This is a genomic window from Salinirussus salinus (genome assembly GCF_009831455.1).
GTDB classification, from domain to species: domain Archaea; phylum Halobacteriota; class Halobacteria; order Halobacteriales; family Haloarculaceae; genus Salinirussus; species Salinirussus salinus.
In genome coordinates this window covers 474,110-497,359 of record NZ_WOWO01000004.1, presented here as the reverse complement: position 1 = coordinate 497,359, position 23,250 = coordinate 474,110, and the positions used below count along the sequence as shown (strand labels likewise).

The following is a 23,250-nucleotide window of genomic DNA, read 5'->3' as shown; positions in this document are numbered from 1 at the left end:
CGTTCCGGAAGGCTTACCTTTCGGCCACGACTGCCTCCGTGTGCTGTTGCGGGCCGGTGGGGTAGCTTGGTATCCTTCGGCCTTCGGGTGGCCGTAACCGCAGTTCGAATCTGCGCCGGCCCATCAAGCTTCTCGCGGCGCTCACTGGCGAGCGCCGCGTGTGCGCGACGCCGCGCAGATTCGGACCCTGCAAGACGTAGCGCGAGCGGAGCGAGCGACCGTCTTGCTCCGGTTCGATATCTGCGCCGGCCCACTACATATTTATACTTTTTCCGGGATTAGTTGCAACTTTCAACCGAAAACGGGGTGTACAGCGTGAGTTCTTCAAAATCTCAAGAGCGCTCCATCTGCGACTTCTGCGGTGACTACATCGATGAGCTGTATCAGCAGTGTCCGCGACCGAAAGCCCCCCTTCCGTACCCCATCCCGCGGGAGTACGGTCCAGGAGCCCTCGGGGTGAGGTAGCGGGGAGAAGGAGCGTCGGGGGCCTCAAAGTACCGGCTTGTATACCAAGGGTGCGCCCCGCTGGCCGACCGTCCAAACAGGTATTGCCGTCGGACGGCCAGACGTGAGCAGGAGCATGCTTCGGATCGACCACGCGACCCTGGCGGCGAGTTCGCTCGACCGGCTCGAGGACGCCTTCGCCGCGGTCGGCTTGCCGACGGAGTACGGCGGGATGCACTCGAACGGCGTCACGGAGATGTCCCTGCTTGGCTTCCCGGACGGGTCGTACGTCGAGTGCATCTCGACCGCCGAGCCGGACGTCGAGTCGCCGCTGTGGGACGCGCACATCCGCAACGACGGCGGCCCCTGCGCGTGGGCGGTCCGGGCCGGAGACCTCCCAGCGGAGGCAACCCGGCTCCGCGACGCCGGCATCGCTGTCGACGGACCCGAACCGATGGCCCGCGAGCGCCCCGACGGGGTCGAGCTGGCGTGGGAACTCGCGATGCTGGGCGAGGGCGAGCCGGGGGCGACGCTGCCGTTTCTCATCGCCGACGAGACGCCCCGGGAGTGGCGCGTCTCGCCGACCCCTGCGGCGGCCGAGAGCGAACTGACCGGCATCGAGCGGGTCGTCCTCGGCGTCCCCGACGCCGACCGCGTGGCCGAGCAGTTCCGCCGGGCGTTTCCCGACCTGCCCGAGCCGGTCCGGGAGGCAGGCGAACCGTTCGAGGCGACGCTGGTCCGGTTCCCCGGCGCTCCACCGGTCCTGGCCGAGCCGGCGGCGGGGTCGGGGCTCGCCGACCGGCTCGAGCGGTTCGGCCCCTCGCCCTGTGGCCTGCTGCTCGGGACGACGGACGTCGAGCAGTCGGCCGAGCGGTTCGGACTCGACGCCCGGGTCTCGTGGGAGGGCCGTGAGGTCGGATGGCCGACCGGGCCAGAGGGGCCGCTCTCGGAAGTCGGCATCGTCGAGGCCACAGCAAACTCGCGGTAGTACAGGAGCCTTCTCGGCGGCGCGGCTGCCGACCAGATGCGGGGCGCCAGAGTGGGGCGGCCGTCGGACGGGCGCGGGGCGCCAGAGAGCCGTGACTGTGGCCCCCGCCTCGGACTCCACGGCGACTGCAGTCCTACCCGAAGTGGTCGTGCCGTTCGACGACGTCGGCGAAGGCGACGTTCTGTCGGACGTCGGTGATCTCGATGGTCACGCGCTCGCCCTGGTCGGTCTCGGGAACGACGACGACGAAGCCGCGCTCGACGCGAGTGATGCCGTCACCCTGGTCGCCGATGGCGTCGATCTCGACCTCCCGTCGGTCGCCCTCGTCGACAGGCGGCTCCGGTTCGTGGCGGTCCCCGCCCGGACCGGTAGCGGTGTCCGCCGTTGACGGGTCGGGAGACGAGCCGTCTGACAGAAGCGCCACCCGGTAGGTGCCCCCCTCGCTGAGCGCTCCCACGTCGAGTTCCCGCTCGGGGACCTCGACGACGTACGAATCCTCTCGTTCCTCTACGTGACCGGAGAACAGACAGAGCAGTCGGTCGGAAATCTCCATGTGGTGTGCCTCTGACGGACCCTACGGCGGGTCCCCACTTGGGTCTAGCGTCCGGGAACCGCTACGCCCGGCGCCCGACCTGAGTCGGCAGGTGGACGGACGACCAGTCAGTGGAGTTCGACACCGGCAGCCTCGACGAGCGCCTCCAGCTCCGCGCGCGGGAGCCGCACGTCCCCGATCCGGAACTTCCCGGACCCGGGCCCGTGACAGTCCGACCCACCCGTGTGGAGCAGGCCGTGCTCGTCGGCCAGGTTGGCCGCCTCGTCGACGGTGAGTGCGGGGTCGGGCCCGTAGGGATACCGGACCTCGAGGGCGTCGAGACCGGCCTCCGTGAGCGGGGTGAGCGCCGCCGGGACGTCGAGGCCGTTCATCCGGCCGGGGTGCGCCAGCGAGACGAGCCCGCCGGCGTCGTGGAGCGCTTCGATGATCCGCTCGTGGGACACCCGCTCCATCGGGACGTACGCCTTCCCCTCGGCTCCGAGATACTCCTCGAAGGCCCCCCCGACGGAGTCGACGACGCCCTCGGCGATGAGCCGCTGGGCGAAGTGCGGGCGACCGAGCATCCCCGGCGCCGAGTCGGCGAGTTGCTCGTAGTCGAAGCGGTGGTCAGTGAGTTCTGTGAGCCGGGCGGCGAGCGTGCGGTTGCGCTCGGTGCGGTACTCGCGTGCCCGCACGAGGACTTTCTTGAGGGCGGGGGTGTCGGGGTCGACGAAGTAGCCCAGCAACTCGACCTTCTCGCCGTCGAGGTCGGCCCGGACCTCCACGCCGGTGATGACGGTGACGTCGTCGTGGTGGGTGACGCGGTCGGTGAGGCTGTCGGCGATGCAGTCGTGGTCTGTGATGGCGATGACGGGGAGGTCGCGGTCGCGTGCCTGCTCGACGCGCTCGGCGACGGTGCTGGTCCCGTCGGAGGCGACGGTGTGGGTGTGGAGGTCGGCGAGTCCGTTACTCAAAATCATACCTTATGTCGTACAATCCATTGGATAGTCCTTTCGAGGAGAGAAATAGGAAAAATCAAACCCGTGCGAGTAATTAGCTCGGTAAAGTTACGTAGTCGATTGAACTACGCCTACGAGAATATGAGTAAACCAAACATTTTACTTCTGATTTTAGACAGCGTCCGTGCGAAAAATGTCGGGGCATATGGCTATCATCGCGAAACGACCCCATTTTTATCGGAGTATGCGACACGGGCGTCATTATATCAACAGGCACGGTCTCCCGGTATCCACAGCGTCGCCAGCCATGCGAGCCTCTGGACAGGCACCCATGTCGAGGGTCATCAAATTGTGCAGCATGAAGATGAAATAAAACCGAACACCACAATCTGGGAAGAATTATCCAAGGAAGGATACGAAACTGGAATTTTCACCACAAATCCTGTGGTCGCACACGCATCAAATCTCTCTGAACAATTTGACAAGCGTGTAACCGATGAGTTCGTTGATACTGAAAGGAAACTATTCTCGGACGCCCATGGGCCAGCAGATGTCGCCAAACATGAAGGTGTTATTGGGAATCTTAAACGATGTCTACATGACGAGCACCCCACACATGCGTTTCTGAATAACGTTCACCACTTTGTTCTTCAGCAACGGAGCGGGTTCACTGAATCAGTAGAGTCGTCAGAGGTAGTCAAGGCTTTTCAACAATGGAGGACGAACGGTTCGGGGCCTTGGGCAGCATGTATCAATCTAATGGACGCTCATTTCCCATACGAACCCACAGAGGAATATAACCAGTGGGGGGGTGAAGAGTTAGTTGCTCTTCATCAGAATCTAGACGGCCCACCGGTAACTGAATTTATTTCCGGTCGTCCGTGGTGGCAACTTGAGGCGTTTGAGCATCTTTACGATGGTACCATTCTTCAGCTGGATTCATATGTAGAGAAAATCATTTCATTTCTAAAGAATATAGATGAACATGACGACACTCTGGTGGTAATCACGAGCGATCACGGTGAGGGGTTCGGAGAAGTGAGTCGATTGACTAACCGGACGAAAATGGTCACTCATAGCTGGGGTATTCATGAAGTTCTGACTCACGTTCCGCTTGTTGTAAAATATCCAGACCAGAATAGCAGCCAAGTCATTAGTCAGCCCGCCAGCCTTGTTGCCTTTCCCAAGACTGTTCGAGCGGCAGTTGAACGTGGTACCGATTATGATTCGTTCGTTCCAGAAGGCCCCGTTATAACATTTACAACGCGGTTACGACAAGGAGATGATGAGTTATTTGACGATAGCAAAGAAAACGCAGATGATTACTATGGGCCGTGGCGGGCAGTCTACACGCAAGCAGGCAAGACGCTGTACAAGTACATTGAGCGTCGGGGAGACTATACATCAGTTTGTTTAAATCAAAATGATGAAGAAATGGAAGGAAAAAAGATCAAGAAAAAGATAGAGGAAGCGAGTAGTTCGGTAAGAGAAAAGGAAAATGTGAAGAAAAAAGAAGCTTCGGATACCGTTCCGGAAGTTGAACAGAGGCTATCGGAATTGGGATATTTATAAATGTGAGTGGTTATTTACGACTGTTTTCTATAATCAACAAAATTGTGCATTCATTTTGAAATTTTTTCCAATATTGGCCGATGATTGTACTAACATAAAAGCTCTGGACCCTGTTAGTGGGTAATGAACCGTTTGATTTTCTTCGCTCCCTCATACCCAGACTTGCCGGTGAGTGCAACTAACAAATATATCCAGAAGACCCGCTCAAGAGGGTATCGCCGAACAGCAGTCAACAGATAGCGGCGAGCTTCCGAGAACCGTCCGAGACGTAGCGCGTTGTATCCGCCAACCCGGAAAGCGGCCCACGCACGCATCTTCTGTTCGAACAGCCGACCGAATTCAGATGCGAGTGGGCGATACTTTTCAAGAAAACGAGGATAGGTTTGTTCGACCAAAGTGTCGAAGTCGTCACTTATCTGGTCGTGTTCGTCAGATTGATAAACAATTGTTAACGGTTCAGGGACTGCCACGAATTCCCACTCGGTCGACAGACGGATCCACCACTCTAAGTCCTGCCAGCTGGGGAAGGTCACATCGGGATAACCGACATCTTCGATCGCATTTCGGCGGACAAGAACTCTCGAGTACGAGCCCACGACGTTTCGGCACAGTAAGGTTCGTGTGATGTCACCGGAAAGCTCCGGGGTGTGCTTACGCATGGTTTCATCGTGTTCGTTCACCACGCGCATTCCAGTGTAGGCAACGCCGGCATCCTCACCCCACTCACGAATCGCGTCAACCTGCGCTTGGATCTTCCGTTCATCCCATCTGTCGTCGTCGTCAAGAAATGCGATGAATTCGCCTTCGGCAGCTTCGATACCAGTACATCTCGCCGCGGCTGCCCCTCTATTTTCGTCGTGGCGAAGACATTGGACGCGCTTGAAGCGGCCGAGATCAAGCTCCTCAATTCGCGGTTCGACAGGCTCTGGAGAGCAGTCGTCAACGACGATGAGTTCGATCCGGTCGTATGTCTGGGCCTCTACTGTCTCGACTGCATCCCGTAACCGGTCCGGTCGGTCGTAGCTTGGGATGACAACGCTAACCAGTGGGGTGTTCATGGAGCGCTACTCCTGGTAGCCCAGGTCCCGCAGTTGCTGTCGAACCTCTTCGTCCATTTCGACCTCCTGTAGCTCCTCGTTCGTTTCGTCGATGTCGTCTGCGTGTGCCTCAATTTTCTCGCGAAACTCCGTAACTACTGCTTGATTGTCAGCGGCAACGTTCGAGACCTCCTGTGGGTCTTGAGTGAGACGATACAGCTCTTCGTGGTTACCGTCCTTCGTTTCGCGGCGAATGAATTTCCACTCGTGGTCTCGGTAGGAGTAGCGACATTCGCCATCTCCTTGGCCATCGGGTGACCAATCTCCCAGAACCGATTCACGAGGCCACGTCCCTTCGTGGTGCCGCTGGAGGTCGTATCCGAAGAACCGGTCCGGGATCTCGAGGTCAGCTGCTCCGACCAGCGAAGGAGCCACGTCAAGCAGACCGGCCATGTTGTGATACTGGCCAGTATTATCGCCATCATGCAAAATAAGCGGTACGTGGAGGACTTCGTCGTAGAACGTCGCGTGGTGTGAGAACCGGCCGTGTTCGCGGAACTCCTCTCCGTGGTCGGAGGTAAATGCGAACACGTAATCGTCGAGTTCTTTATCAGCAGCTTCAAGCAAACGAGAGACTTGTGAGTCCGTGAATCTGATTTCAGCGTCGTACAGGTCAATGATATCACTCAATTCTGAATCGGTCACTTCCTCCGGACGTTCGATGAACTTCCGGCGGAGTTGGATGGCACGCCGCTCGCTGATCGGCTCGTCCCGGAAGGCCTTCTGGTGTTCTGCTGGGGGGAGGTAGGGATGGTGAACGTCCATGTAGTGAACCCACAGGAAAGTCGGCTGGTCAGTATCCTGACGGAGCCATGTGATCGCTCTGTCGGTGATTTCGTCGGCATCGACGTACGCCGAGCCGATGTTAGCACCGGCGTGCCTCTCGGCGGTGTCAAACGCCGAGGCAAGCGTCTGATACACGATTCCCTCGTCGTCAAGGTGGTTTTTCACCCACTGCCGGAGACGAGCAAAAGTCCCGGGGTCGGTCATCGAGTCGAAAACGTGGTCGAATCCACGTCCGTATCCGAACTCCGGGTTGAGATAGGCATTCGAGTGGAAGCCAGCCGTCCGATAGCCGGCATCGGAGAACACCTCCGAGATGAGTGTGCGGCTCTCGGAGAGACGCTCGTAACCGCCGTACATGAGCGGGTACGACGAGGTGAGAATGGTCGGGAACGACGGACGGGTAGAACAGGCGTGTGCGAATGCGTTGGTGTATACCGCCGAGTCGTCGGCGCGAGAATCGAGAGCCGGGGTCGTATCCCGGTCGTATCCATAACAGCCCACGTGGTCAGCTCGAAGGGAATCCACAGTGACCAGGAGGACATCTTTCATGTGCCAGAGTGGCTGGAGTGGATATTTGACGGTTGTGATATGACCGGTGCCCGGCACCAGTAGCCCAGCCAGTCGGTCAGTCAACCACCTCGCGCAGCACCTGCTCGTAATCGTCGGCGACGCTTCCCCAGTCGAACTGGGAGACGTACTGCTGGAGCGCGGCGCCGTCGGTCCGTTCGGCCGCCCGTGAGATGTTATCCGCGATGGCTCGCGGATCGGCGTCGGAGTATGTAACGAGGCCACCGAACCGGCTTCGTGCTCGGCCAGAGAGAACCACCGGTGGCAGTCCTGCTGCACCGTATTCGAGTACTTTCAGCGTATACGGGTCATCAACGAGTGAGAGCCCGACATCTGCTTGATGGAGATAGCCAGGGACAGTCTCGTGTGGCACCGTACCGGGGAACACAACCGACGGGTCGTTCTCCGCGCGCTTCCTCACCGAATCGTGGAGTGAGCCGGTGCCGAGGACGAGAAGTGACCAGTCCGAAAGGTGGTCGACGCTCGCCAGCAGCGGTTCGATGTTGTAGAGCGGTTCCAAGCCACCCACGTAGACCGCAACGTTGTCGGCCAAGTCGTACTCCGAGAGGGCCTCCCGTACGTCGGAGAGGATATCTGGGTCGGGGGTTGCGAACCGGTCGTAATCGACACCGAGTGTGGTCTTCGTACACTCGGTTCGTCGGCACACCCGCTCTCGTTCTTCTTCGTAGACATACAGTGTATGTGAACTCAGCCGGAAGGCAATGTTTTCGAGACGGCGGACGGGGATGGCCGATAAACGCGAGTGGGTTGTGACGAACTGTGCGATCGGGTCAACGTGGTCGACAACGAGCGGACAGTCAAGGTGGTAGCGAAGAGTGCTTCCAGCGAGCGCACCGGCACGGGTTGTCCCGACGATTGCGTCGTAGTCCCACTGATCTCGGACAGTCTGGACCACAGTCCGTGTTGTCGTCCCGCGAATCGTCACCCGAATACCCCGGTGGCGGAGGTGTGCTGCGATCCGCTCGCGGCCGACGCTGATGTCATCCGGTTTATCGGGCGCCAACCAAAGTACCCGCATCAATCTCCCACCACCGGTACTGGCATATCCAGCGAGTTCACAGTCCGGTGAAGGGTTCGAGTAGCGCGGTTAGAAAGATTGTGGTGCTAAAGTAGCACAAACACAACGCTCAATTACGGTGCGCGAGACCGACGTACTACACGCGGTCGTGGTGGCCGTGTAGCTTGACCCATGAGGATCGGACAGACTTCCATCGTCAACTTTCTCTCCGAGATCGCCACCACGGCGCTCGGGTTCTTTGCGACGCTGTACGTCGCCCGCGCGCTCGGCTCGCAGGGTGACGACGTACTCGGCGTCTATTTCGTCATCGTAGCTGTGGTTATCTGGCTTCGGGTGGTCGGCAATCTCGGACTCCAGACGGCGGTCAAAAAGCGGCTCAGCGAGGGTGTCGAGCAGGAGAAGTATCTGGTCGCCGGAGTCCTCCTGCAGGGAGTCCTCTTTCTCGTCCTCGCGGTTGTCCTGCTCGCCGCGGAGCCGCTACTCTCGGGATATCTCCGCGGCGTGCCGGTGGTCGTCGTCGTCGGCCTGCTGTTCGCGACCGGGGCGTTCAAGTTCGTCGCCGCAGCCCTCGACGGACTCGACCTGGTTCACGTCTCCTCCGTCCTGACGCCACTCGAACGCACCGTTCGAAGCCTGATCCAGATCGGCGCGATCTTCCTCGGATTCGCGCTGACCGGATTGTTCGCCGGCTACGCGGCCGGAGCAGTCGTGGCCGCACTCGCGGGCACGCTGTACGTCTCCCCGTCAGTCAGCCTCCCGTCCCGGGAACACCTGGTCGACCTTCTCTCCTACGCGCGCTACGCCTGGCTGACGTCGCTCAGCGGGCGGGCCTTCGCGTCGATGGACACGCTCGTTCTCGGGCTGTTCGTCGCCGACGGCCTGATCGGCGTCTACGAGGTGAGCTGGAACCTCGCATCAGTGCTTGCCGTCTTCGGAGCATCGATCGCACGGTCGATGTTTCCCGCGATCAGCGAGCTGTCGAGCGAGGCGCGCCGGGACGAAGTGGCGGGGCTCGTCACCGACTCGATACGCTTTGCCGGGCTGTTGCTCGTGCCGGGACTGGTCGGGGCTGCCATCCTCCAGGGGGAGGTACTGCGCATCTACGGCCCGGAGTTCACCAAAGGAGGAGTGGTACTCGTCGTCCTCGTCGCGGCCCGGCTGGTGTACGTCTACCTGCAACAGTTCGTGAACGCGCTGAACGCCATCAACCGACCGGACCTTGCATTCCGCGTCCAAGGCGTATTCTTCGCGTCCAACCTCGGACTGAACGTCCTGCTCGTGGCACTGTACGGCTGGGTCGGCGCCGCCGTGGCCACTGCTACGTCCGCCCTCGTCGGCCTGGCGGCTGGTTACACCGCAATCAGGTCGGTCCTCGCGGTCGAGATGCCGACCGCCGAGCTGGCCCGACAGGCGGGCGCAGCGGCCCTGATGGGGGGAGTCGTGCTCGCCGGAAAGGCGGCGCTTCCGCGGACGCTCCCGGTCGCGCTCGGACTCGTCGCCCTCGGCGCAGCCGTCTACGGGCTCGTCATCGTCGGGATTTCTCCAGCACTGCGTGGCGTCATCCGCGACAATCTTCCACGCGTCGGGTAGCCGCGGGCGGTGTCAGTGCGTCGCCCTTTTTATTCTTCTCACACCGATCCCAGGCAATGGGTGACCGTGCCTGGAAAACACTCGCCGAGTCGACTGCCTACTCCTGCCCCGGCTTCGACATCGTCCGCGAGGACGTCCGCCTCCCCGGCGGCACCGAGACCGACTTCGACTACCTCTCCGAGCAGGAGAGCGTCGTCATCCTCCCGTTCTCCTCCGACGAGAAGGTCGTACTGGTCGAGGAGTGGCGCCACGCGGTCAAGCGGGTCAACCGCGGACTCCCGGCAGGGACGACTGAACCCGAGGAGGATCCGGAGCGGGCGGCAGCCCGCGAACTCCGCGAGGAGACGGGCTACGAGGCCGACGCGCTCGCTCACCTGACCACCGTCGAGCCGGCGAACGGCTTCTCGGACGCCGTCTTCCACTACTACGTTGCCCGCAGCTGTGAGCCGACCGCCGAGCAGGACCTCGACGACGACGAGACCATCGACGTCACGACTGCGACGCTCGAGGACCTGCTCGACCGGGCCCGCGAGGGTGGCCTCCGCGACGGCCGGACGGCCTTCGGCGTCTGCTACTACGCGCTGTTCGAGCGCGATGGCACCTCGGGGACGTAGCCGGCGAGCGGGAGAAAGCACTTACCGCTCGGCTCGGTCGAATCCCCTCGTAGCCCGCCCGAAGCGCCCCACCAACAACGACCGTCCAGCCGATGTCACTGCCCCCAGCCACGACTCAAGCCGGCCGCAGCCTCAGGCGGAGTATCAGGTGGCTCCACGCGACACTCGCCCGTCGGCTCGGGGTCGACCCGCGGGCGCTGGCGGCGTTCCGCATCGGACTCGGGGTCGTACTCCTCGGGGACCTGCTCCTGCGCTCGCGGAATCTGGTCGCCTTCTATACGGACAGGGGAATCTTGCCGCGGTCGCTGCTCGAGGCGAAACGACCCGTCATCAGCCAGCTCTCCGTCCACGCACTCTCCGGGGACGTCCTGCTTCAGGCGGGGCTCTTTCTGGTCGCCGGGATCTGCGCACTGGCGCTGCTCGTCGGCTACCGGACCCGGCTAGCAGTGCTGGTGTCCTGGCTGTTGCTGGTCTCCCTGCACGCCCGCAATCCCCTGGTGCTCAACGGCGGCGACTCGCTGTTGCGCCGGCTCCTCTTCTGGGGTGTCTTCCTCCCGCTCGGCTCGCGGTGGTCGCTGGACACACTCGCCGGACGGGTCCGGGGTCGCGCCCGTTCGGGCATTGGTGCGCGGGAACGCGTTGCGGGCGTCGCCACCGCCGGATTGCTGATACAGGTCGTGCTCGTCTACGCGACGAACGCCGGCTTCAAGCTGGGGAGCGAGCGCTGGCTGGATGGGGGAGCGCTGGCCCACGTCTTCCGGCTCGACGAGTTCACGACGCCCCTGGGGGCGGCGCTCGCGGATCTCCCGGCGCTGCTCGGCGTCCTCGAGGTCGTCTGGCTCGGCCTGCTCGTCGCCTCAGTCGGGCTCGTCGCGACGACCGGCCGGCGCCGGGCCGTCCTCGCCGGCCTGTTCGTCGGCGCCCACCTCGGGATGGCCGCAACCATGCGCCTCGGCGTCTTCCCGTTCGTCTCCGTGGTCGCGTTGCTCCCCTTCCTCCCGTCCGGGGTCTGGGACCGGGTGTCCGCGGCGGCCGCGACAGTGCGGGCGTCGTCGGTCATCGGCCGGCTCCCGTCCTGGCTGTCGCTCCCGAAAGGCGAGGGAGAACGCGACGGCGGCCGCGACGAGCCGCGGGGCGAGCTGGCCGGGCGCTGGCAACGGGTCCGGGCCCGGAGTCGAAAGGCGGGGCAGGCCGCGGGCGTCGTCCTCGTCGTCGGGCTGCTGGTCTGGAACGCCGCCGCCGTCGGTCTGGTCGAGGCGCCCGACGGGGTGCCGGGGAATCTCGACCCCGCAGAGGACAGCTGGGACATGTTCGCCGCCCCGCCGACGCGGGACGTCCTGGTTCTCGCGCCGGCGATGACAGACGACGGCGGGCAGGTGGACGCGCTTCACGGCGGCGCCGTCCGCTGGGTGCCGCCGCCGGACGGCGCGGCCTGGTACCCCACCAACCGGTGGCGCAAGTACCTCCGCTCGGTCTGGGCGACCGACGACCCCGCCGTGCTCCACGGTGTCGCGGACGGACTCTGTCACCGCTGGAGTCGAGCCCACGATAGCCACGTCGAGACCGTCTCACTGTACGCCGTCCTCGAACCGACAAAGCTTGACGGCGACGGACCCGTTCGACGGGAGCGGCTCGTGAGCCACTCCTGTCGCGGGTGAGCGTGGCAGCCCGGGGGAAACGGCGGCGAGGTCAGCGACGGGGGATCAGTCGCCGGGCTGGGACTGCCCGGAGTCGACAGTCACGCCGAGTGCCTCGCCGAGGTCGTACTCCCGGCCGGTGAGCACGTAGACCACGTCGTCGACGACAGTCAGCACTTCGGGGACGCGCTGGACGATCAGCCAGAGGAGCCCGACGAGGACGACCACCGACAGGCTCTGGGAGACGATCCGGTCGGCGACGATGTAGGAGACCATCACGGTGTTCTCCAGCGCGAAGAGGGAGCTGATGGCTCCGGGGAAGACCTGGAGCAGTTGCTCGCCCATGCTGACGGAGATGAAGACGTTCCGGGCGATGTTGAGCACGTAAATGATTGGGAGCGTGATCGCAAGCGCCTGGAACTTCCGGTTCAGTGGGGCGTCGACGGCCGCCACCAGCCCGGCGATGATCGCCATGCTGCCGATGCCCGTGCACGCGATCAGGATGGTGTGGGTCAGGGGCTCGCCGCCGACGTAGTAGACGAAGGTGCTCTCGTAGGGGTGGCTCTTCTCGGCGATCCGCAGCCCGTCGACGTAGAAGCCGTCGGCGACCTGCGGGGTGACGCCGACGAGGTTCAGGACGAACCCGGTCTGGTCGGTGACCGTCTCGATGAGGGTCTGCCGGACGACCGGGATAGCGACGAGCGGCATATAAAAGAGCCCCATCAGGGCGACGGCCCGCGAGAGGGTAAACAGCGAGTCACGCCCGCGGGCGAGCAGGTAGCCGACGTAGACCGAGAGCGGGATGCCAGCGACGACGCCGATGCCCTCGACGACGCTCTTCTGGTCGATGGCGAAGTAGTGGACCATCGAGAGCCAGTACGCGGCGATCAGGACCCACGACCCGACGTAGACCCACCGCGCGTACTCGCGGTCGTACCGCTCCAGGGCGACGCCGGCGAGAAAGACCCCCACGACGAGCCAGCCCAGCGGCCCCGAGACCGTGTGAGCCGCCTCGAGGGCGCCCAGGAGCGAGTCGAGCATCTGTTCGGAGTTGGTCGGAGGCGAGTATATGTCTTATGTGACGGTCGGGAGCGGGCGATATGGTACGCCTCGGCGTAGCCGGGCCCAACACGAGCCGACAGGGGACGGAGACGGCCCCCAGGGTGCCTACAGCCACTCACGGCCGACGAGGTTCAGCTGGCTTAGCGTCGGTTCGTCGTACAACTCGACGACTCGATGGACCGTCTCGGCGACTTCGGTAGCCGACCAGCCGTCGTCGGAGAAGAAGAGCACGCCCCAGTAGTCCGACTCGTCGTGGTGTTGCTCGAAGTCGTCGTCGTACGTGACGATCAGCGCCCCGTGCTCCAGGGAGTAGTCAGCGAGCGCCCGGTCCGAGTCACCCGGCTCAAGCGTGTCATGAAAGGCGACGTGTTCGACGCAGTGTCCGTAGTCGTCGAGTCTGTGGTAGACCTCGTGGTCGACGTGCTCATCAAGCAACAGCAGGACCGACATTACCCGTCGTCGGGTGGACTGATAGTCGTCCGTTCGCGTGCTGCCTCCGTGGCCTCCTCGCGCTGGCGCTCGACAGCAGCCATCTCTTCGGGGTGGTCGTGGTAGTAGGCCAGCGCGTGATACACGTCCGCGAGGTCGAGGTCGAGCCGTTCGGCGACCGTTTCGGGGCGGAGCCCACGGTCGTGAACCCGCGCGTAGATGTGCCGGACGCTGACGCGGCTCCCCTTGATGTGAGGCTCGTCGTGAACCTCGCGGACGATCCGGGCGGGCTGCTGTGCCATTCACTCGGAGGTATACACCCGACTGTATTGAATGGAACGGCCCTCACGACGCTGGTGTTCAGATCAGCGCGGGTTTGCTGCGGACACCTCGAAATCCCCCCGGCATCTCGTCTCTCAAGGTCACGCTCGGCTCCGCCTCGCGTGACACTCGCTGTCGTTCGAAAGACCGCAGACCGGTCTTTCGGATCACGGTGTCTGCTCACGGGCCTCCGGCCCGTTCGCACGGGCCGAGGCGCCGGTGGCGCCTCGCGGCTTGCGTCGTCCGGGTTCACCGAGCATGAGGTCGGCCCCGCCGACCTCGTCATGCCACGACGGCGAAGCCGTCGCGCGTCCGGGAGCTTTCGAGGTGTCTCTAACCGAATCGCTCTAATCTGAACACTATCCCTGGGAGCCGTCCGAAGGCTTATCACCGAGATCCGACTGTGATCTGGTATGGCAAGCACGTCACGCGACCGAAAACGCGAGGGTGTGGAGTTCATCCACGAAGACGACGGGAGCGTGACTGCCCGCGACCTCGAAACCGGGCTCGCCAGAGGCGGAGAGACGCGTGCGGAAGCGCTGGCACAACTGGCCGAGGTGCTCCGGCTCGAAGCCGGGGGTGGTGAGCCGGTCGACGACCCCGACGAGTTTCTCGACGAGGAGATGGATATCGACGTCGGGGACCTCGGGGAGCACGACGAGCTACCGGGATTTCTACGGTAATGGATGGTCAGGAAGACGTTCTCGGGCCGTGAGATAGTCAAAGTACTCCGGAGCTTCGGTTACGTGCCGGTTGCCCGCGAGGGGAGCCACGTGCGACTTCGGTACGAACACCCGGAGACTGGAGAGGTGCGTAACGTCGATGTCCCACAGCATAGAGAAATAAAGATAGGAACCCTCCGCTCGATCGCAGACCAGTGTGGCGCAGACGACTTCGAAGCCTGGTGTGAGTGGGTCGACGAACACGCCTGAAAACTGTCGACCGCTGCTTCTCTACTGAAACACGACAGGTGGTGCGAGGAAGCGGCGACAGTATTACACAGTGGGTGCAGAGGGGTTCGGCATTGTCACCGAGATTGTTGCCGTCAATACCATCACTCTGTGTATATATCTGCACGATGAAAGGGAACCCTCTCGCCGCAAGACCTGACGGTCGCTGTGGCCGTCCGTTCGACACGGACCTCTCTGTCGTTGACCGTGGATTCAAGCCAATCTACGGCGTGATGCAGGTCACACGACCCCGCCGAGCCGCTTACCGATCCCTCGTGTCGATTCGCGCATAGCCCGTCGTCTCCACGTCTCCGTTGTTACCCGATAGCAGGAGTGCACAGACACGATCGACCGGCACGTCGCACTCGCGGCGCTGTCGCTACCCGGCGAGCACGCGAAAGAAAGGCGAACGTCGAAGGGACCGACCGCGGTGGTCGGTTAGTTAGTTAGGCGCGACGGCGCAGTGCCAGGAACGCGGCACCGAGCAGCGCGACGATGGCTGCAGTCACACCGAAGCCGGGCGAACCGGCACCGTCGGTGGTCGTGTCAGCCGGCTCGTCGGGCGTGTCCGTCTCGGTCGGCTCGTCCGGCGTGTCCGGCGTGTCCGTCTCAGTCGGCTCGTCCGGCGTGTCCGGCGTGTCCGTCTCAGTCGGCTCGTCCGGCGTGTCCGTCTCAGTCGGCTGAGCCTGGCCGGCCGTGATGGTGGCCGAGCTCACGAAGTTGTCACCGGGGTACGGAGCGTCGACGGCACCGCCGTCGAACTCGTACTCCTGGTTGTTGTTCGTGTCCTGGTGGGCCATCGCGACCAGCGTGGTCTCGCCCTGCGGCAGCTGCTCGCTCAGCGAGATGGCGATGTTGGTCCGGTCGGTGTTCTCAGCGATGTAGTCGCTGTTGCCGATGACCGGGCCGCCAGGACCGCCCTGGTGGATGGCGATGAAGCCACCGTCAGACAGGTTGACGTTCTGCACGACAACCGTCTGGGTGCCAGTGGCGACGACTTCCTGGTCCTCGAAGGTCAGGGTGTTGACGACGGGTTCGCCCTCAACAACACCTGTGTCCGTGTCGGTGCTGAGAGTCCGACCTTCGTAAGTGACCTCAATGTCGAAGTTCGTTCCTTCGACAGCGTCGGCGAAGGTGTCACCGAAGTCAGCACTCCACGTGCCGTCGGTCTGGACTGTCGCGGTCGACGTGTTGATGAACTGGCTCGGCTCGTTGCGCTGGGAACTGACCTGGATGTCCAGTTCAGCACCCGGTGCAACGGTGGACGTGCCAGTGATGGTCACACCGTCCTGAGCCTGGACCTCCAGGGTGTCAGGACCGTCGATCGTGGCTTCCTCGTCGACGATGTCGAACTGCGCGCTCGCAGTCTCATTCTCGAACTCGTCGTCCTCATTCGGAGCGACGAGACCGTAGTTGTTCGTGTCCTGGTTAGCCGGAAGGATGTTGAATTCGAGGTTGTAGTCGTCCTCCTCCTCCAGCGCGTTGCTGAGGGCGCCATCATCGTTGTCGATGACGACGTAGTAGGTGTCGTTCGCCGTGTCGGCGACGACCTGGTCAACGACCGGTTCGACGTTAACGACGTCAGCGTCCTGGTTCGGGCCAGGGTCAACCTCGACAGCCTCGATCACAATCTGGTCGTCTGGCAGGTTCAGGGCGGTGGGGTCAGTGAGGTCTGGAACGCTAAATCCGCCCTCGCCAGCAGAGCCTGCGTGGATGCCAGCGAACTTGCCCAGGTCGTTGTTCGCGCCAGTCGCGTTCACTGCACCCTCAAGACCCTGAGCGCTGATCGCGGCGATCAGGTGGTCGTTCTCAGCGATATTCGAAGCCGGCGTGATGGCGGAGCCGACGTTATCCTGGATGTACGCCAGGTCAACGTCGTCCTGGGGATCAACCGAATCCGGGGCAGTCAGAAGACTGATCCCGGTCTCGGAACTCTCGCGTTCGGAGATCCGAACGGTTGCCAGGGAATCCGCGCTGGGGTTCGGCGGTCCGTCCTCACCGCTACCGACGGCGACCTCGTAGGTCCCCGCTTCGATGATGTCATCCTGGCCATCGATATCCGACGTGGTAACTTTGAGGTCGCGGACCTCGTCGTCACTGTCTGCGACGGTGAAGACGCTGCTGGGGTTAGCGTTGAATCCGCTAAGTGTGCCAGCATTGTAGGTGTTCCACTTGAGCGTCACGACACCGTCTTCGTCCTCTTCGTCATCCACACCGTCTTCGACGGTCATGCTGACGTTGTAACCAACGCCATCAGACCCGATGGTGATGTTAGCGGTATTCTGACCGGTAACCTCGATCGGGATCTCAACGATGTCACCGCGCTGGTCACCTTCGATCTCACCGAAGGAGGCGTCAGCGTCGGGCGCAGCAACCACGGAGATAGTATCCGTGCTGGCAGTCACACCGGTAGCGAGGTCGGTCACCTCGACGGTGTAGTCACCAGTGTCCTGCGAACCGAACGTGAAGTCGGTCTCCAGCTCGGCACCGATCTCGGTTTCGGTGTCCGCAACGACGTCGTCATCCTCGTCGAGGAGCTCGATGAGAATGTCACGGTTGGAAGAGTCGGACGAGACAGTGCCAGTGATGTCCTCGTCGTCGAAGAATTCGCTCTCGTCAGACGTGGCGGTGAGGCCGAGGTCACGCAGCCGGAACTGTAAGTCGTCGCCACCACCAAGGTTGCTGACGTTGTACACTTCGAGCGCGCGGTCGGTGGTGTCGAACAGCGCCACCTCACTGTTGACCCCGGTGGACGGCTGCGCGAACACGCTGTCACTCTCGACCGTGACCTGGTTGCTGGTGCCAGGAGCATTGTCGAAGAGTGCAATCGTTGTTCCCTCGAACTGGTTGCTTGAGCTTGGCGAGCCCGTAGCCACGTTCAGCGACGCACCGGCGAAGCGGACATCAACGGTGTCAGAAGCCGTAGCCGAACTGTCGCCCGCGGCAGCGACGTCGTACGTGACGTTTTCGACGCGCGGGAAGACACCGTTATCTGCCAAGTTATTGTCCGCAGCGTACTGTGCCATGTCGATTTCTACTTGCCCGCCGGTGGCCGTGATATAACTCTGGCCAACGGTGACCTCGTCCAGGCCCGCAACGCCAACCTGGAAGTCACCATTTACGTTCACGTCACCTTCGAAGGCAAGTTCGATTACACCGTCATCGTTTGTGGGATCCTGGTAATGGATCGGATCCTTCACCAGGTCCTGATTCGCTGCCGCAGCTGTCCCGGCAAACGCGATGAAACCAACGAAGACGCTGGTTACCATGATCGCGGCCAGGAACAGGCCACGGAGCTTGTCTCTTGTATTGTTTCCTGTCATAGTTTGTATCGTTAGCCGGCGATAGACGCTTTCCGCCCGCGACACTGCAGCGGCGGGCAACCGGTCGGCGTGGGTGTACTCGCTTCTATCACCATGGGCAGGGGTACAACGGAAAGGTACGGTGGATGTATTAAATGCTTTGTGGTTAGATAGGATGTGGGACACACACTCACACGCGCCCTATCCGCCGATCCCGGGCGATTCGGGCGCTCTCCGGCCACGGGCGCGTTTTCGACCCGCGGAGTATGCCACGCGTCTGACACCCTGGGTATATGTTTTGTGTCCGTGGCGGGGATAGTGGTGGTGGTCAGCGACTCATAGTGACTGCTGTATGTCATTTCGGCATCGACCGCCCGACTGCGGGCGGTCGAACCGGTAAACAGTTACAGCAATCACTATCAGTCGTCACCGGGTTTGTACGCACCCGGGCGTTTCTCAATGTTGTAGATCCACAGCAATCGCTCGCTCTGGTCGGCCTCGCAGCCGAGACGAAACGCACCGATCCGGAGCTTCGAGTGGGGCGCTCCTGTGAGTGGCTCCAGGTAGTCGCCCGGATCCCGCCACTGGTCGTTCACGATCTCGTCGAGCTTCGAGACGATCCGCTCTTGCTCGTGTGGTTGTAGCTTCTCGTATTCGCGCTCCGCGGGGGCGGTGAACCGCCAGTCCCACTCGCCGTCACTCGGGCTCATTCGCGTCGTCGTTCAGGCGTGCCCGGATTTCGTCGCTAGTGTAAGTCTGCCCCTCCCCTGTCCGGCGCTGGTGCTCGCTCGCGGCGATATCCTTCCACCCTGCACGGGAGAACCCGGGGTGCTTCACCGCGTCTCGAAGTGCCCACCGGATAAACTCGCTCCGGGACGGGAAATCCTCTGCACGCCAGGTAGCGTCAAGGTCATCGAGAAATCCTTTGGGGACCTTCAGCGTAAGCGTGGTCATCTCGGGGTCATCATTTGCCCCCGCGTCGGCGTCAGACATACCTGGGTATTACCCTGGTGTTATCATAAACGTTATCGAATAAACCGTAATGCAGGGGTCTACGACTCGAGGACCGGGGACAGATTATTACCTCCGTCGGCCCGCATTCTAGCAACGATGGCGTCTGCCGGAAGCGAACCGGCCGACGAACTGGCGACCGCAGTCGGGCGATACGTACTCGGTGAACTCTCGCTCGGGCGAGCAGCCGAAGCGGTCGGCCTGTCTCGCTGGGAGTTCGAGGAGGTACTGGAGGAAGCCGGATTCACCGCGCTGTACGGTCCCCGCACCGACGAGGACCTGCAGCGGGAGGTCGACGCTGCCCGCGACCTGGGCGAGTAGATGGCGTCTCTCGGGCACATCCCCGGATCCGAGCGATGACGGACCACCCACCGGCGTGGATCCGCTGGCCGTACGCGCGCATTCGGCGCGAACTGGAAACCGAACAGGGGCAGGTCCGTCGGTTCGTCGCACAGCTCGAGTACGACATCGAGGCGACGCCGACCGGGCAGAATGCCCCCGACTGGCGGACGGTCGCGCGTTTCGACGACGACATCACGGGTGAACAGTCCCACGACGTTCGCGACGAAGGACTCCATCTGGATATCTACCGAGATGGCGAGAAACACCAGGTCAGGACTGGATTTCCGCCAGTCCCTCTAAACCGAGCATTTCGCTACTCAGAGGACTACCTCACACAGAACGCAGACCGGCTACTCACACAGTTCGAACGGTGGCACGGCCTACACGGGCCGTGGCGCACTCAGTCCTCGGAATAGTATTCGTCAGCGTCGTGTACTTCGAGGTCGTCGAGGTCCGGAAATTCCATGTCCTCGGTGAACTCGAACTCCTCGACAGGACGGCCAGTTTCCTCGGCGAGGAGTTCAGCGGCGGTCTTCTCTTCCCGGTTTTCGAGCGACATGGACTGTAGTCGTCCATACATCCCCAGCGCACAAACGCGTTTTGGTGGGTGGCTAGAGCTTCACAAATACCAGTCATGATCGAAGCCGACGACGTTACGCGCCGGGTCATGGAATTGCAGCACCGTCTCCCCCACTCAACGTTTATTCAGCCCCGGAGCGAACCCGTCGGGAATGACGCCACAGACAGAGGGACTCCGATACGAGACCGACGGCACCACCGCGTACGTCACCTTCGACCGCCCGGAGAAACACAACTCCCTGACGCCAGAGATGATGCAGGCAGGGGCGCGTGCCATCCACGACGCCGACGGGGACGACGAGGTCCGGGCCATCGTCGTGACCGGCGCCGGCGAGGAGGCCTTCTGTACCGGCGCCGACCTGGAGGAGACGATCCCGGAGGCCACCGGCCCCGACCCCGACATCGAGCCCGACGAGGACGACCTCTTTCTGCGCCACGACCTCGTCCGCACACCGGTCATCGCCGCGGTCAACGGGCTCTGTGTCGCCGGCGGGATGGAGTTCCTCCAGGCGACGGACATCCGGGTCGCCGCGGAGAGCGCCCGCTTCGGCCTGCAGGAGCCCCGGTGGGGCATCGCACCCATCGCCGGCTCGCACGTCCGGCTGCCCCGACAGATCCCCTACTGCCGGGCCATGGAATTTCTCCTCACCGGGGACCTGTTCCCGGCCGCCCACGCACTCGATGCCGGGCTGGTCAACGAGGTCGTCCCCGACGAGGAGGTGCTGGAGCGCGCGGAGGCAGTGGCGGAGAGCATCGCCGAGAACAGCCCCGAGGCGGTCCAGCGGATCAAGGAGACGGTCCACCGGTGTGCCGGCCGCCGGCCCGACGACGCGTTCCGTCTGGAGACCCAGCTCGGGAAAGAGACGTTCGCGTCCGCGCACGCGGACGAGGGTGTGCAGGCGTTCAGGGAGGGGCGGGAGCCGTCGTTCCGGCGGTGAGTGCGGGCCGGAGGGGACTGAAATCCACCCCCACATCTAAGTCGCGCGGGGGAGCCATTCGAGCAACCAGAGTGTGTGAACGATGACCACGGACATCGACTGGGAGACGGAGCCGGTCCCGAACCTCAGCAGCTTCGACACGTACGAGCAGGCTCGCGAGGGCTTCGAGTGGGAGATCCCCGAGACGTACAACATCGGCGTCGACGTGACGAGACACGCGGACGACCGCGGGCGCGTGGCGCTGTTCACCGAGTCGGCAGCGGGAGAGCGCGACCAGTTCACCTTCTGGCAGCTTGAGCGGCGGTCGAACGAACTCGCGAACGCGCTCCGGGCACGGGGGGTCGAGCGCGGCGACCGGGTCGCCGTCGTCGCCCCCCAGCGCGTCGAGACGGCGCTGGCCCACGTCGCGGCCTACAAGCTGGGGGCGGTAGCGGTCCCGCTCTCGGTTCTTTATGGTCCGGACGCCCTCGAGTTCCGGCTGGCCGACAGCGACACGACGGCCGTCGTCGCGGACCCGGACGTCTTCGGCGCGGTCGGCGAGGCCGTCGAGACCGTCGAGTCGGTCGAGCACGTCGTCGGGATAGGCGCTGACCCGGAGGTCCCGGACCACGCCGTCGGCGAGCGCTTTGCCGACCTGCGCGGGTCCCGGCAGTTCGACCCGGTGGAGACCGCCCCCGACGACCCGGCGGTGCTCGTCTACACGAGCGGGACGACCGGCCGGCCGAAAGGCGTCCTCCAGGGCCACCAGTACCTCCTGGGACACCTGCCCTGCGTCCAGATGGCCCTGGAGTTCCCGTGGCACGACGCCGACCCGGTGCTGTACACGCCGGCCGACTGGGCGTGGGTCGGGGGGCTCTACGACGTGTTGCTACCCGCGTGGCACTACGGGGTGCCAGCGGTCGGCTACCGGTCGGAGGAGTTCGACCCCGAGGCGACCTTCGAGCTGATCGAGCGCTACGGCGTCACGTACCCGCTGTTGACGCCGACGATGCTGAAGACGATGGCCCAGGCCGACCCCTCCGAGTACGACTTCGGGCACGTGGTCGCCATCGCCACCGGCGGCGAGCCGGTTCCGTCGGAACTGCACGACTGGGTGGCCGGAGTCTTCGACGCGCCGCTGAACGAACTCTACGGCCAGACCGAGGCCAATCTGGTCGTCTCGAACTGCTCGCAGTGGTTCGACCCGGAGCCGGGGAGCATGGGCAAGCCGGTACCGGGTCATACGGTCGACATCGTCGACGAGAGCGGCGAACCGTTACCGTCCGGGGAGGTCGGCGCTATCGCCGTCGAGCGCCCGGACCCGGTCATGTTCGAGGAGTACTGGAACGCGCCGGAGCTGACTGCCGAGTCATTCCTCGGCGATGACGGCCGGTGGATGGACACCGACGACATCGGCTCCAGGGACGAGGACGGGCGGTTCTGGTTCACGGCCCGGGACGACGACGTGATCATCACCAGCGGCTACCGCGTCGGCCCGGCCGAGGTCGAGGACGCGCTGCTCGAACACGAGGCCGTCGCGAACGCGGCCGTGGTCGGTGTTGATCACGAGACCCGCGGCAAGGTCGTCAAGGCGTTCGTCGTCGTGACCCCCGGCGCCGAACCGAGCGACGAACTCGCAGAGGACATCCAGGGGTACGTCCGCGAGAACCTCGCGAAGTACCAGTACCCCAGGATAGTCGAGTTCGTCGACGAGCTGCCGAAGACCACGACCGGGAAGATCCAGCGGTACAAGCTCCGCGAGCAGGAGTAGCGCTGCCCGGCGGTTGCGAGTACTCAGAACGTCACTGCGGGGTGTATTCCTCCAGTGTGATCCGTTCGGAGAAGTCGTCGTAGTCCGAGTCAGTAGAGACGATAGCATCCTCCCCCGAATTGACGAGGTGGAGCGCGTCGAGTGGCGTGAACCCCTCGTCTTCGACGTAGCTGGCGGCGGCGAGAACCGACTCCACGTCCCCCCGCACCTCGACGAGTTCCTTCGCGCTCGCGACGACCCGGAGGACATCCCACCCCTCGCGGTAGGCGACGAGCATCAACTCGACCAGCGTATCCCTGGCAGTCCACAGGTCGTCGTGGTCCTCGTACACCCGTTCGGCAGCGTCGGCAAGCCAGTCCTCCTCTTTGACCAGTGCGAGCAGGAAATCAGCCTCGACGTACGGCATGTCACCGACCGGCCTCCTCCAGCGCCTCCGCGAGCGCACCACCGGTCAACTCCTCGACGGACTTGTCGGAGTCCCGGACCTCCTCGCGGAGCGCCTCGAGCGGGTCGTCAGGCTGCGGGACGAGCACCAGCCGGTCGCCGCGGTCGATGAGCTCGAACTCCTCGCCGAACTTCTCGCGGAGCTCTTTCGGCAGGTAGATCCGACCATCCCGAGCGGTGATCCGCATACTCGACGTTGTGGTGAAGGACACATGAGCGTTTCCGTAATTCTGTGATTTTTCCAAAAATCGTAGAATAAGACATCAGCCGAGACGTGTTGGCATCGGCCGGGGGAAA

General features: G+C 63.2%; 25 protein-coding genes and 1 tRNA gene. 12 read left to right on the top strand and 14 right to left on the bottom strand.

Features of this window, described 5'->3' with window-relative positions; genetic code table 11:
• Positions 1 to 50 precede the first annotated feature (50 nt).
• Positions 51 to 123: transfer RNA gene (locus GN153_RS16360), tRNA-Pro, on the top strand.
• Between the two features lie 445 nt (positions 124 to 568).
• Positions 569 to 1,432, top strand: a complete 864-nt coding sequence (locus GN153_RS16355; protein WP_159904690.1) for a VOC family protein — start codon at positions 569 to 571, stop codon at positions 1,430 to 1,432.
• Between the two features lie 133 nt (positions 1,433 to 1,565).
• Here GN153_RS16355 and GN153_RS16350 read toward each other — a convergent pair whose 3' ends face one another.
• A complete protein-coding gene (locus GN153_RS16350) occupies positions 1,566 to 1,985 on the bottom strand; it encodes a TRAM domain-containing protein (protein ID WP_159904689.1) in 420 nt (139 codons plus the stop codon).
• A gap of 107 nt (positions 1,986 to 2,092) precedes the next feature.
• On the bottom strand, positions 2,093 to 2,944 hold the full coding sequence (locus GN153_RS16345; protein ID WP_159904688.1) for a PHP domain-containing protein: 852 nt from the start codon (positions 2,942 to 2,944) through the stop codon (positions 2,093 to 2,095).
• Positions 2,945 to 3,064: 120 nt separating this feature from the next.
• Between GN153_RS16345 and GN153_RS16340 the strand changes: the two genes are divergently transcribed.
• Positions 3,065 to 4,495 carry a sulfatase-like hydrolase/transferase gene (locus GN153_RS16340; protein WP_159904687.1) on the top strand — a complete coding sequence of 477 codons (1,431 nt, stop codon included), beginning with the start codon at positions 3,065 to 3,067 and terminating at the stop codon, positions 4,493 to 4,495.
• Positions 4,496 to 4,608: 113 nt separating this feature from the next.
• On the opposite strand, the gene GN153_RS16335 is transcribed toward GN153_RS16340, so the two are convergent.
• The 3 genes from GN153_RS16335 to GN153_RS16325 form a co-directional block, all read right to left on the bottom strand.
• Positions 4,609 to 5,553 (bottom strand): glycosyltransferase family 2 protein, encoded by a 945-nt coding sequence (locus GN153_RS16335; protein WP_159904686.1) that lies wholly within the window; start codon positions 5,551 to 5,553, stop codon positions 4,609 to 4,611.
• A 6-nt stretch (positions 5,554 to 5,559) separates the two neighbouring features.
• Positions 5,560 to 6,927 carry a sulfatase gene (locus GN153_RS16330; protein WP_159904685.1) on the bottom strand — a complete coding sequence of 456 codons (1,368 nt, stop codon included), beginning with the start codon at positions 6,925 to 6,927 and terminating at the stop codon, positions 5,560 to 5,562.
• A gap of 76 nt (positions 6,928 to 7,003) precedes the next feature.
• Positions 7,004 to 7,861 (bottom strand): glycosyltransferase, encoded by an 858-nt coding sequence (locus GN153_RS16325; RefSeq protein WP_236544832.1) that lies wholly within the window; start codon positions 7,859 to 7,861, stop codon positions 7,004 to 7,006.
• A gap of 294 nt (positions 7,862 to 8,155) precedes the next feature.
• Between GN153_RS16325 and GN153_RS16320 the strand changes: the two genes are divergently transcribed.
• From GN153_RS16320 to GN153_RS16310, 3 genes are all read left to right on the top strand, one after another.
• Positions 8,156 to 9,574 carry an oligosaccharide flippase family protein gene (locus tag GN153_RS16320; protein WP_159904682.1) on the top strand — a complete coding sequence of 473 codons (1,419 nt, stop codon included), beginning with the start codon at positions 8,156 to 8,158 and terminating at the stop codon, positions 9,572 to 9,574.
• 56 nt (positions 9,575 to 9,630) lie between these two features.
• On the top strand, positions 9,631 to 10,188 hold the full coding sequence (locus GN153_RS16315; RefSeq protein WP_159904680.1) for an NUDIX hydrolase: 558 nt from the start codon (positions 9,631 to 9,633) through the stop codon (positions 10,186 to 10,188).
• A gap of 92 nt (positions 10,189 to 10,280) precedes the next feature.
• On the top strand, positions 10,281 to 11,846 hold the full coding sequence (locus tag GN153_RS16310; protein WP_159904678.1) for an HTTM domain-containing protein: 1,566 nt from the start codon (positions 10,281 to 10,283) through the stop codon (positions 11,844 to 11,846).
• A gap of 45 nt (positions 11,847 to 11,891) precedes the next feature.
• On the opposite strand, the gene artA is transcribed toward GN153_RS16310, so the two are convergent.
• The 3 genes from artA to GN153_RS16295 all read right to left on the bottom strand — a co-directional run bounded on the left by artA (position 11,892) and on the right by GN153_RS16295 (position 13,618).
• On the bottom strand, positions 11,892 to 12,866 hold the full coding sequence (artA, locus tag GN153_RS16305; protein ID WP_159904676.1) for an archaeosortase A: 975 nt from the start codon (positions 12,864 to 12,866) through the stop codon (positions 11,892 to 11,894).
• 126 nt (positions 12,867 to 12,992) lie between these two features.
• The gene (locus GN153_RS16300) at positions 12,993 to 13,337 is read right to left on the bottom strand and encodes a DUF5615 family PIN-like protein (protein ID WP_159904673.1); all 345 of its coding nucleotides are present in this window, start codon (positions 13,335 to 13,337) and stop codon (positions 12,993 to 12,995) included.
• On the bottom strand, positions 13,337 to 13,618 hold the full coding sequence (locus GN153_RS16295) for a DUF433 domain-containing protein (RefSeq protein ID WP_159904671.1): 282 nt from the start codon (positions 13,616 to 13,618) through the stop codon (positions 13,337 to 13,339). Before GN153_RS16295 ends, GN153_RS16300 begins: the two co-directional genes overlap by 1 nt.
• Positions 13,619 to 14,050: 432 nt before the next feature.
• Here GN153_RS16295 and GN153_RS16290 point away from each other — a divergent pair, with 432 nt between their 5' ends.
• Together GN153_RS16290 and GN153_RS16285 are read left to right on the top strand one after the other, a co-directional pair.
• Positions 14,051 to 14,320, top strand: coding sequence for a type II toxin-antitoxin system HicB family antitoxin (locus GN153_RS16290; RefSeq protein ID WP_159904669.1), 270 nt, complete (start codon positions 14,051 to 14,053; stop codon positions 14,318 to 14,320).
• Positions 14,321 to 14,323: 3 nt separating this feature from the next.
• The gene (locus GN153_RS16285; protein ID WP_159904667.1) at positions 14,324 to 14,569 is read left to right on the top strand and encodes a type II toxin-antitoxin system HicA family toxin; all 246 of its coding nucleotides are present in this window, start codon (positions 14,324 to 14,326) and stop codon (positions 14,567 to 14,569) included.
• 464 nt (positions 14,570 to 15,033) lie between these two features.
• Here GN153_RS16285 and GN153_RS16280 read toward each other — a convergent pair whose 3' ends face one another.
• The 3 genes from GN153_RS16280 to GN153_RS16270 form a co-directional block, all read right to left on the bottom strand.
• Positions 15,034 to 17,910, bottom strand: coding sequence for a DUF7282 domain-containing protein (locus tag GN153_RS16280; RefSeq protein ID WP_201287950.1), 2,877 nt, complete (start codon positions 17,908 to 17,910; stop codon positions 15,034 to 15,036).
• A gap of 398 nt (positions 17,911 to 18,308) precedes the next feature.
• Positions 18,309 to 18,599, bottom strand: coding sequence for a type II toxin-antitoxin system RelE family toxin (locus tag GN153_RS16275; RefSeq protein ID WP_159904662.1), 291 nt, complete (start codon positions 18,597 to 18,599; stop codon positions 18,309 to 18,311).
• Positions 18,586 to 18,882, bottom strand: a complete 297-nt coding sequence (locus GN153_RS16270) for a ribbon-helix-helix domain-containing protein (protein WP_159904660.1) — start codon at positions 18,880 to 18,882, stop codon at positions 18,586 to 18,588. The genes GN153_RS16275 and GN153_RS16270 overlap by 14 nt, the downstream gene beginning before the upstream one ends.
• A 117-nt stretch (positions 18,883 to 18,999) precedes the next feature.
• On the opposite strand from GN153_RS16270, the gene GN153_RS16265 reads away from it, so the two are divergent.
• Together GN153_RS16265 and GN153_RS16260 are read left to right on the top strand one after the other, a co-directional pair.
• Positions 19,000 to 19,221 carry a UPF0175 family protein gene (locus GN153_RS16265; protein WP_159904658.1) on the top strand — a complete coding sequence of 74 codons (222 nt, stop codon included), beginning with the start codon at positions 19,000 to 19,002 and terminating at the stop codon, positions 19,219 to 19,221.
• A gap of 35 nt (positions 19,222 to 19,256) precedes the next feature.
• Positions 19,257 to 19,658, top strand: a complete 402-nt coding sequence (locus GN153_RS16260; RefSeq protein ID WP_159904656.1) for a DUF7718 family protein — start codon at positions 19,257 to 19,259, stop codon at positions 19,656 to 19,658.
• Here GN153_RS16260 and GN153_RS16255 read toward each other — a convergent pair.
• Positions 19,643 to 19,801, bottom strand: a complete 159-nt coding sequence (locus GN153_RS16255) for a hypothetical protein (RefSeq protein ID WP_236544831.1) — start codon at positions 19,799 to 19,801, stop codon at positions 19,643 to 19,645. The genes GN153_RS16260 and GN153_RS16255 overlap by 16 nt on opposite strands.
• 172 nt (positions 19,802 to 19,973) lie before the next feature.
• Between GN153_RS16255 and GN153_RS16250 the strand changes: the two genes are divergently transcribed.
• Both GN153_RS16250 and GN153_RS16245 read left to right on the top strand, forming a co-directional pair.
• Positions 19,974 to 20,759, top strand: a complete 786-nt coding sequence (locus tag GN153_RS16250) for an enoyl-CoA hydratase/isomerase family protein (protein WP_159904652.1) — start codon at positions 19,974 to 19,976, stop codon at positions 20,757 to 20,759.
• Between the two features lie 82 nt (positions 20,760 to 20,841).
• A complete protein-coding gene (locus GN153_RS16245) occupies positions 20,842 to 22,509 on the top strand; it encodes an AMP-binding protein (RefSeq protein ID WP_159904650.1) in 1,668 nt (555 codons plus the stop codon).
• Positions 22,510 to 22,540: 31 nt separating this feature from the next.
• Here the strand turns inward: GN153_RS16245 and GN153_RS16240 are convergent, their stop codons facing one another.
• On the bottom strand, positions 22,541 to 22,915 hold the full coding sequence (locus GN153_RS16240) for a hypothetical protein (protein ID WP_159904648.1): 375 nt from the start codon (positions 22,913 to 22,915) through the stop codon (positions 22,541 to 22,543).
• A 1-nt stretch (position 22,916) separates the two neighbouring features.
• Positions 22,917 to 23,141: an AbrB/MazE/SpoVT family DNA-binding domain-containing protein gene (locus tag GN153_RS16235; RefSeq protein ID WP_159904646.1), complete on the bottom strand. Its 225-nt coding sequence runs from the start codon at positions 23,139 to 23,141 to the stop codon at positions 22,917 to 22,919.
• Between the last annotated feature and the right edge of the window lie 109 nt (positions 23,142 to 23,250).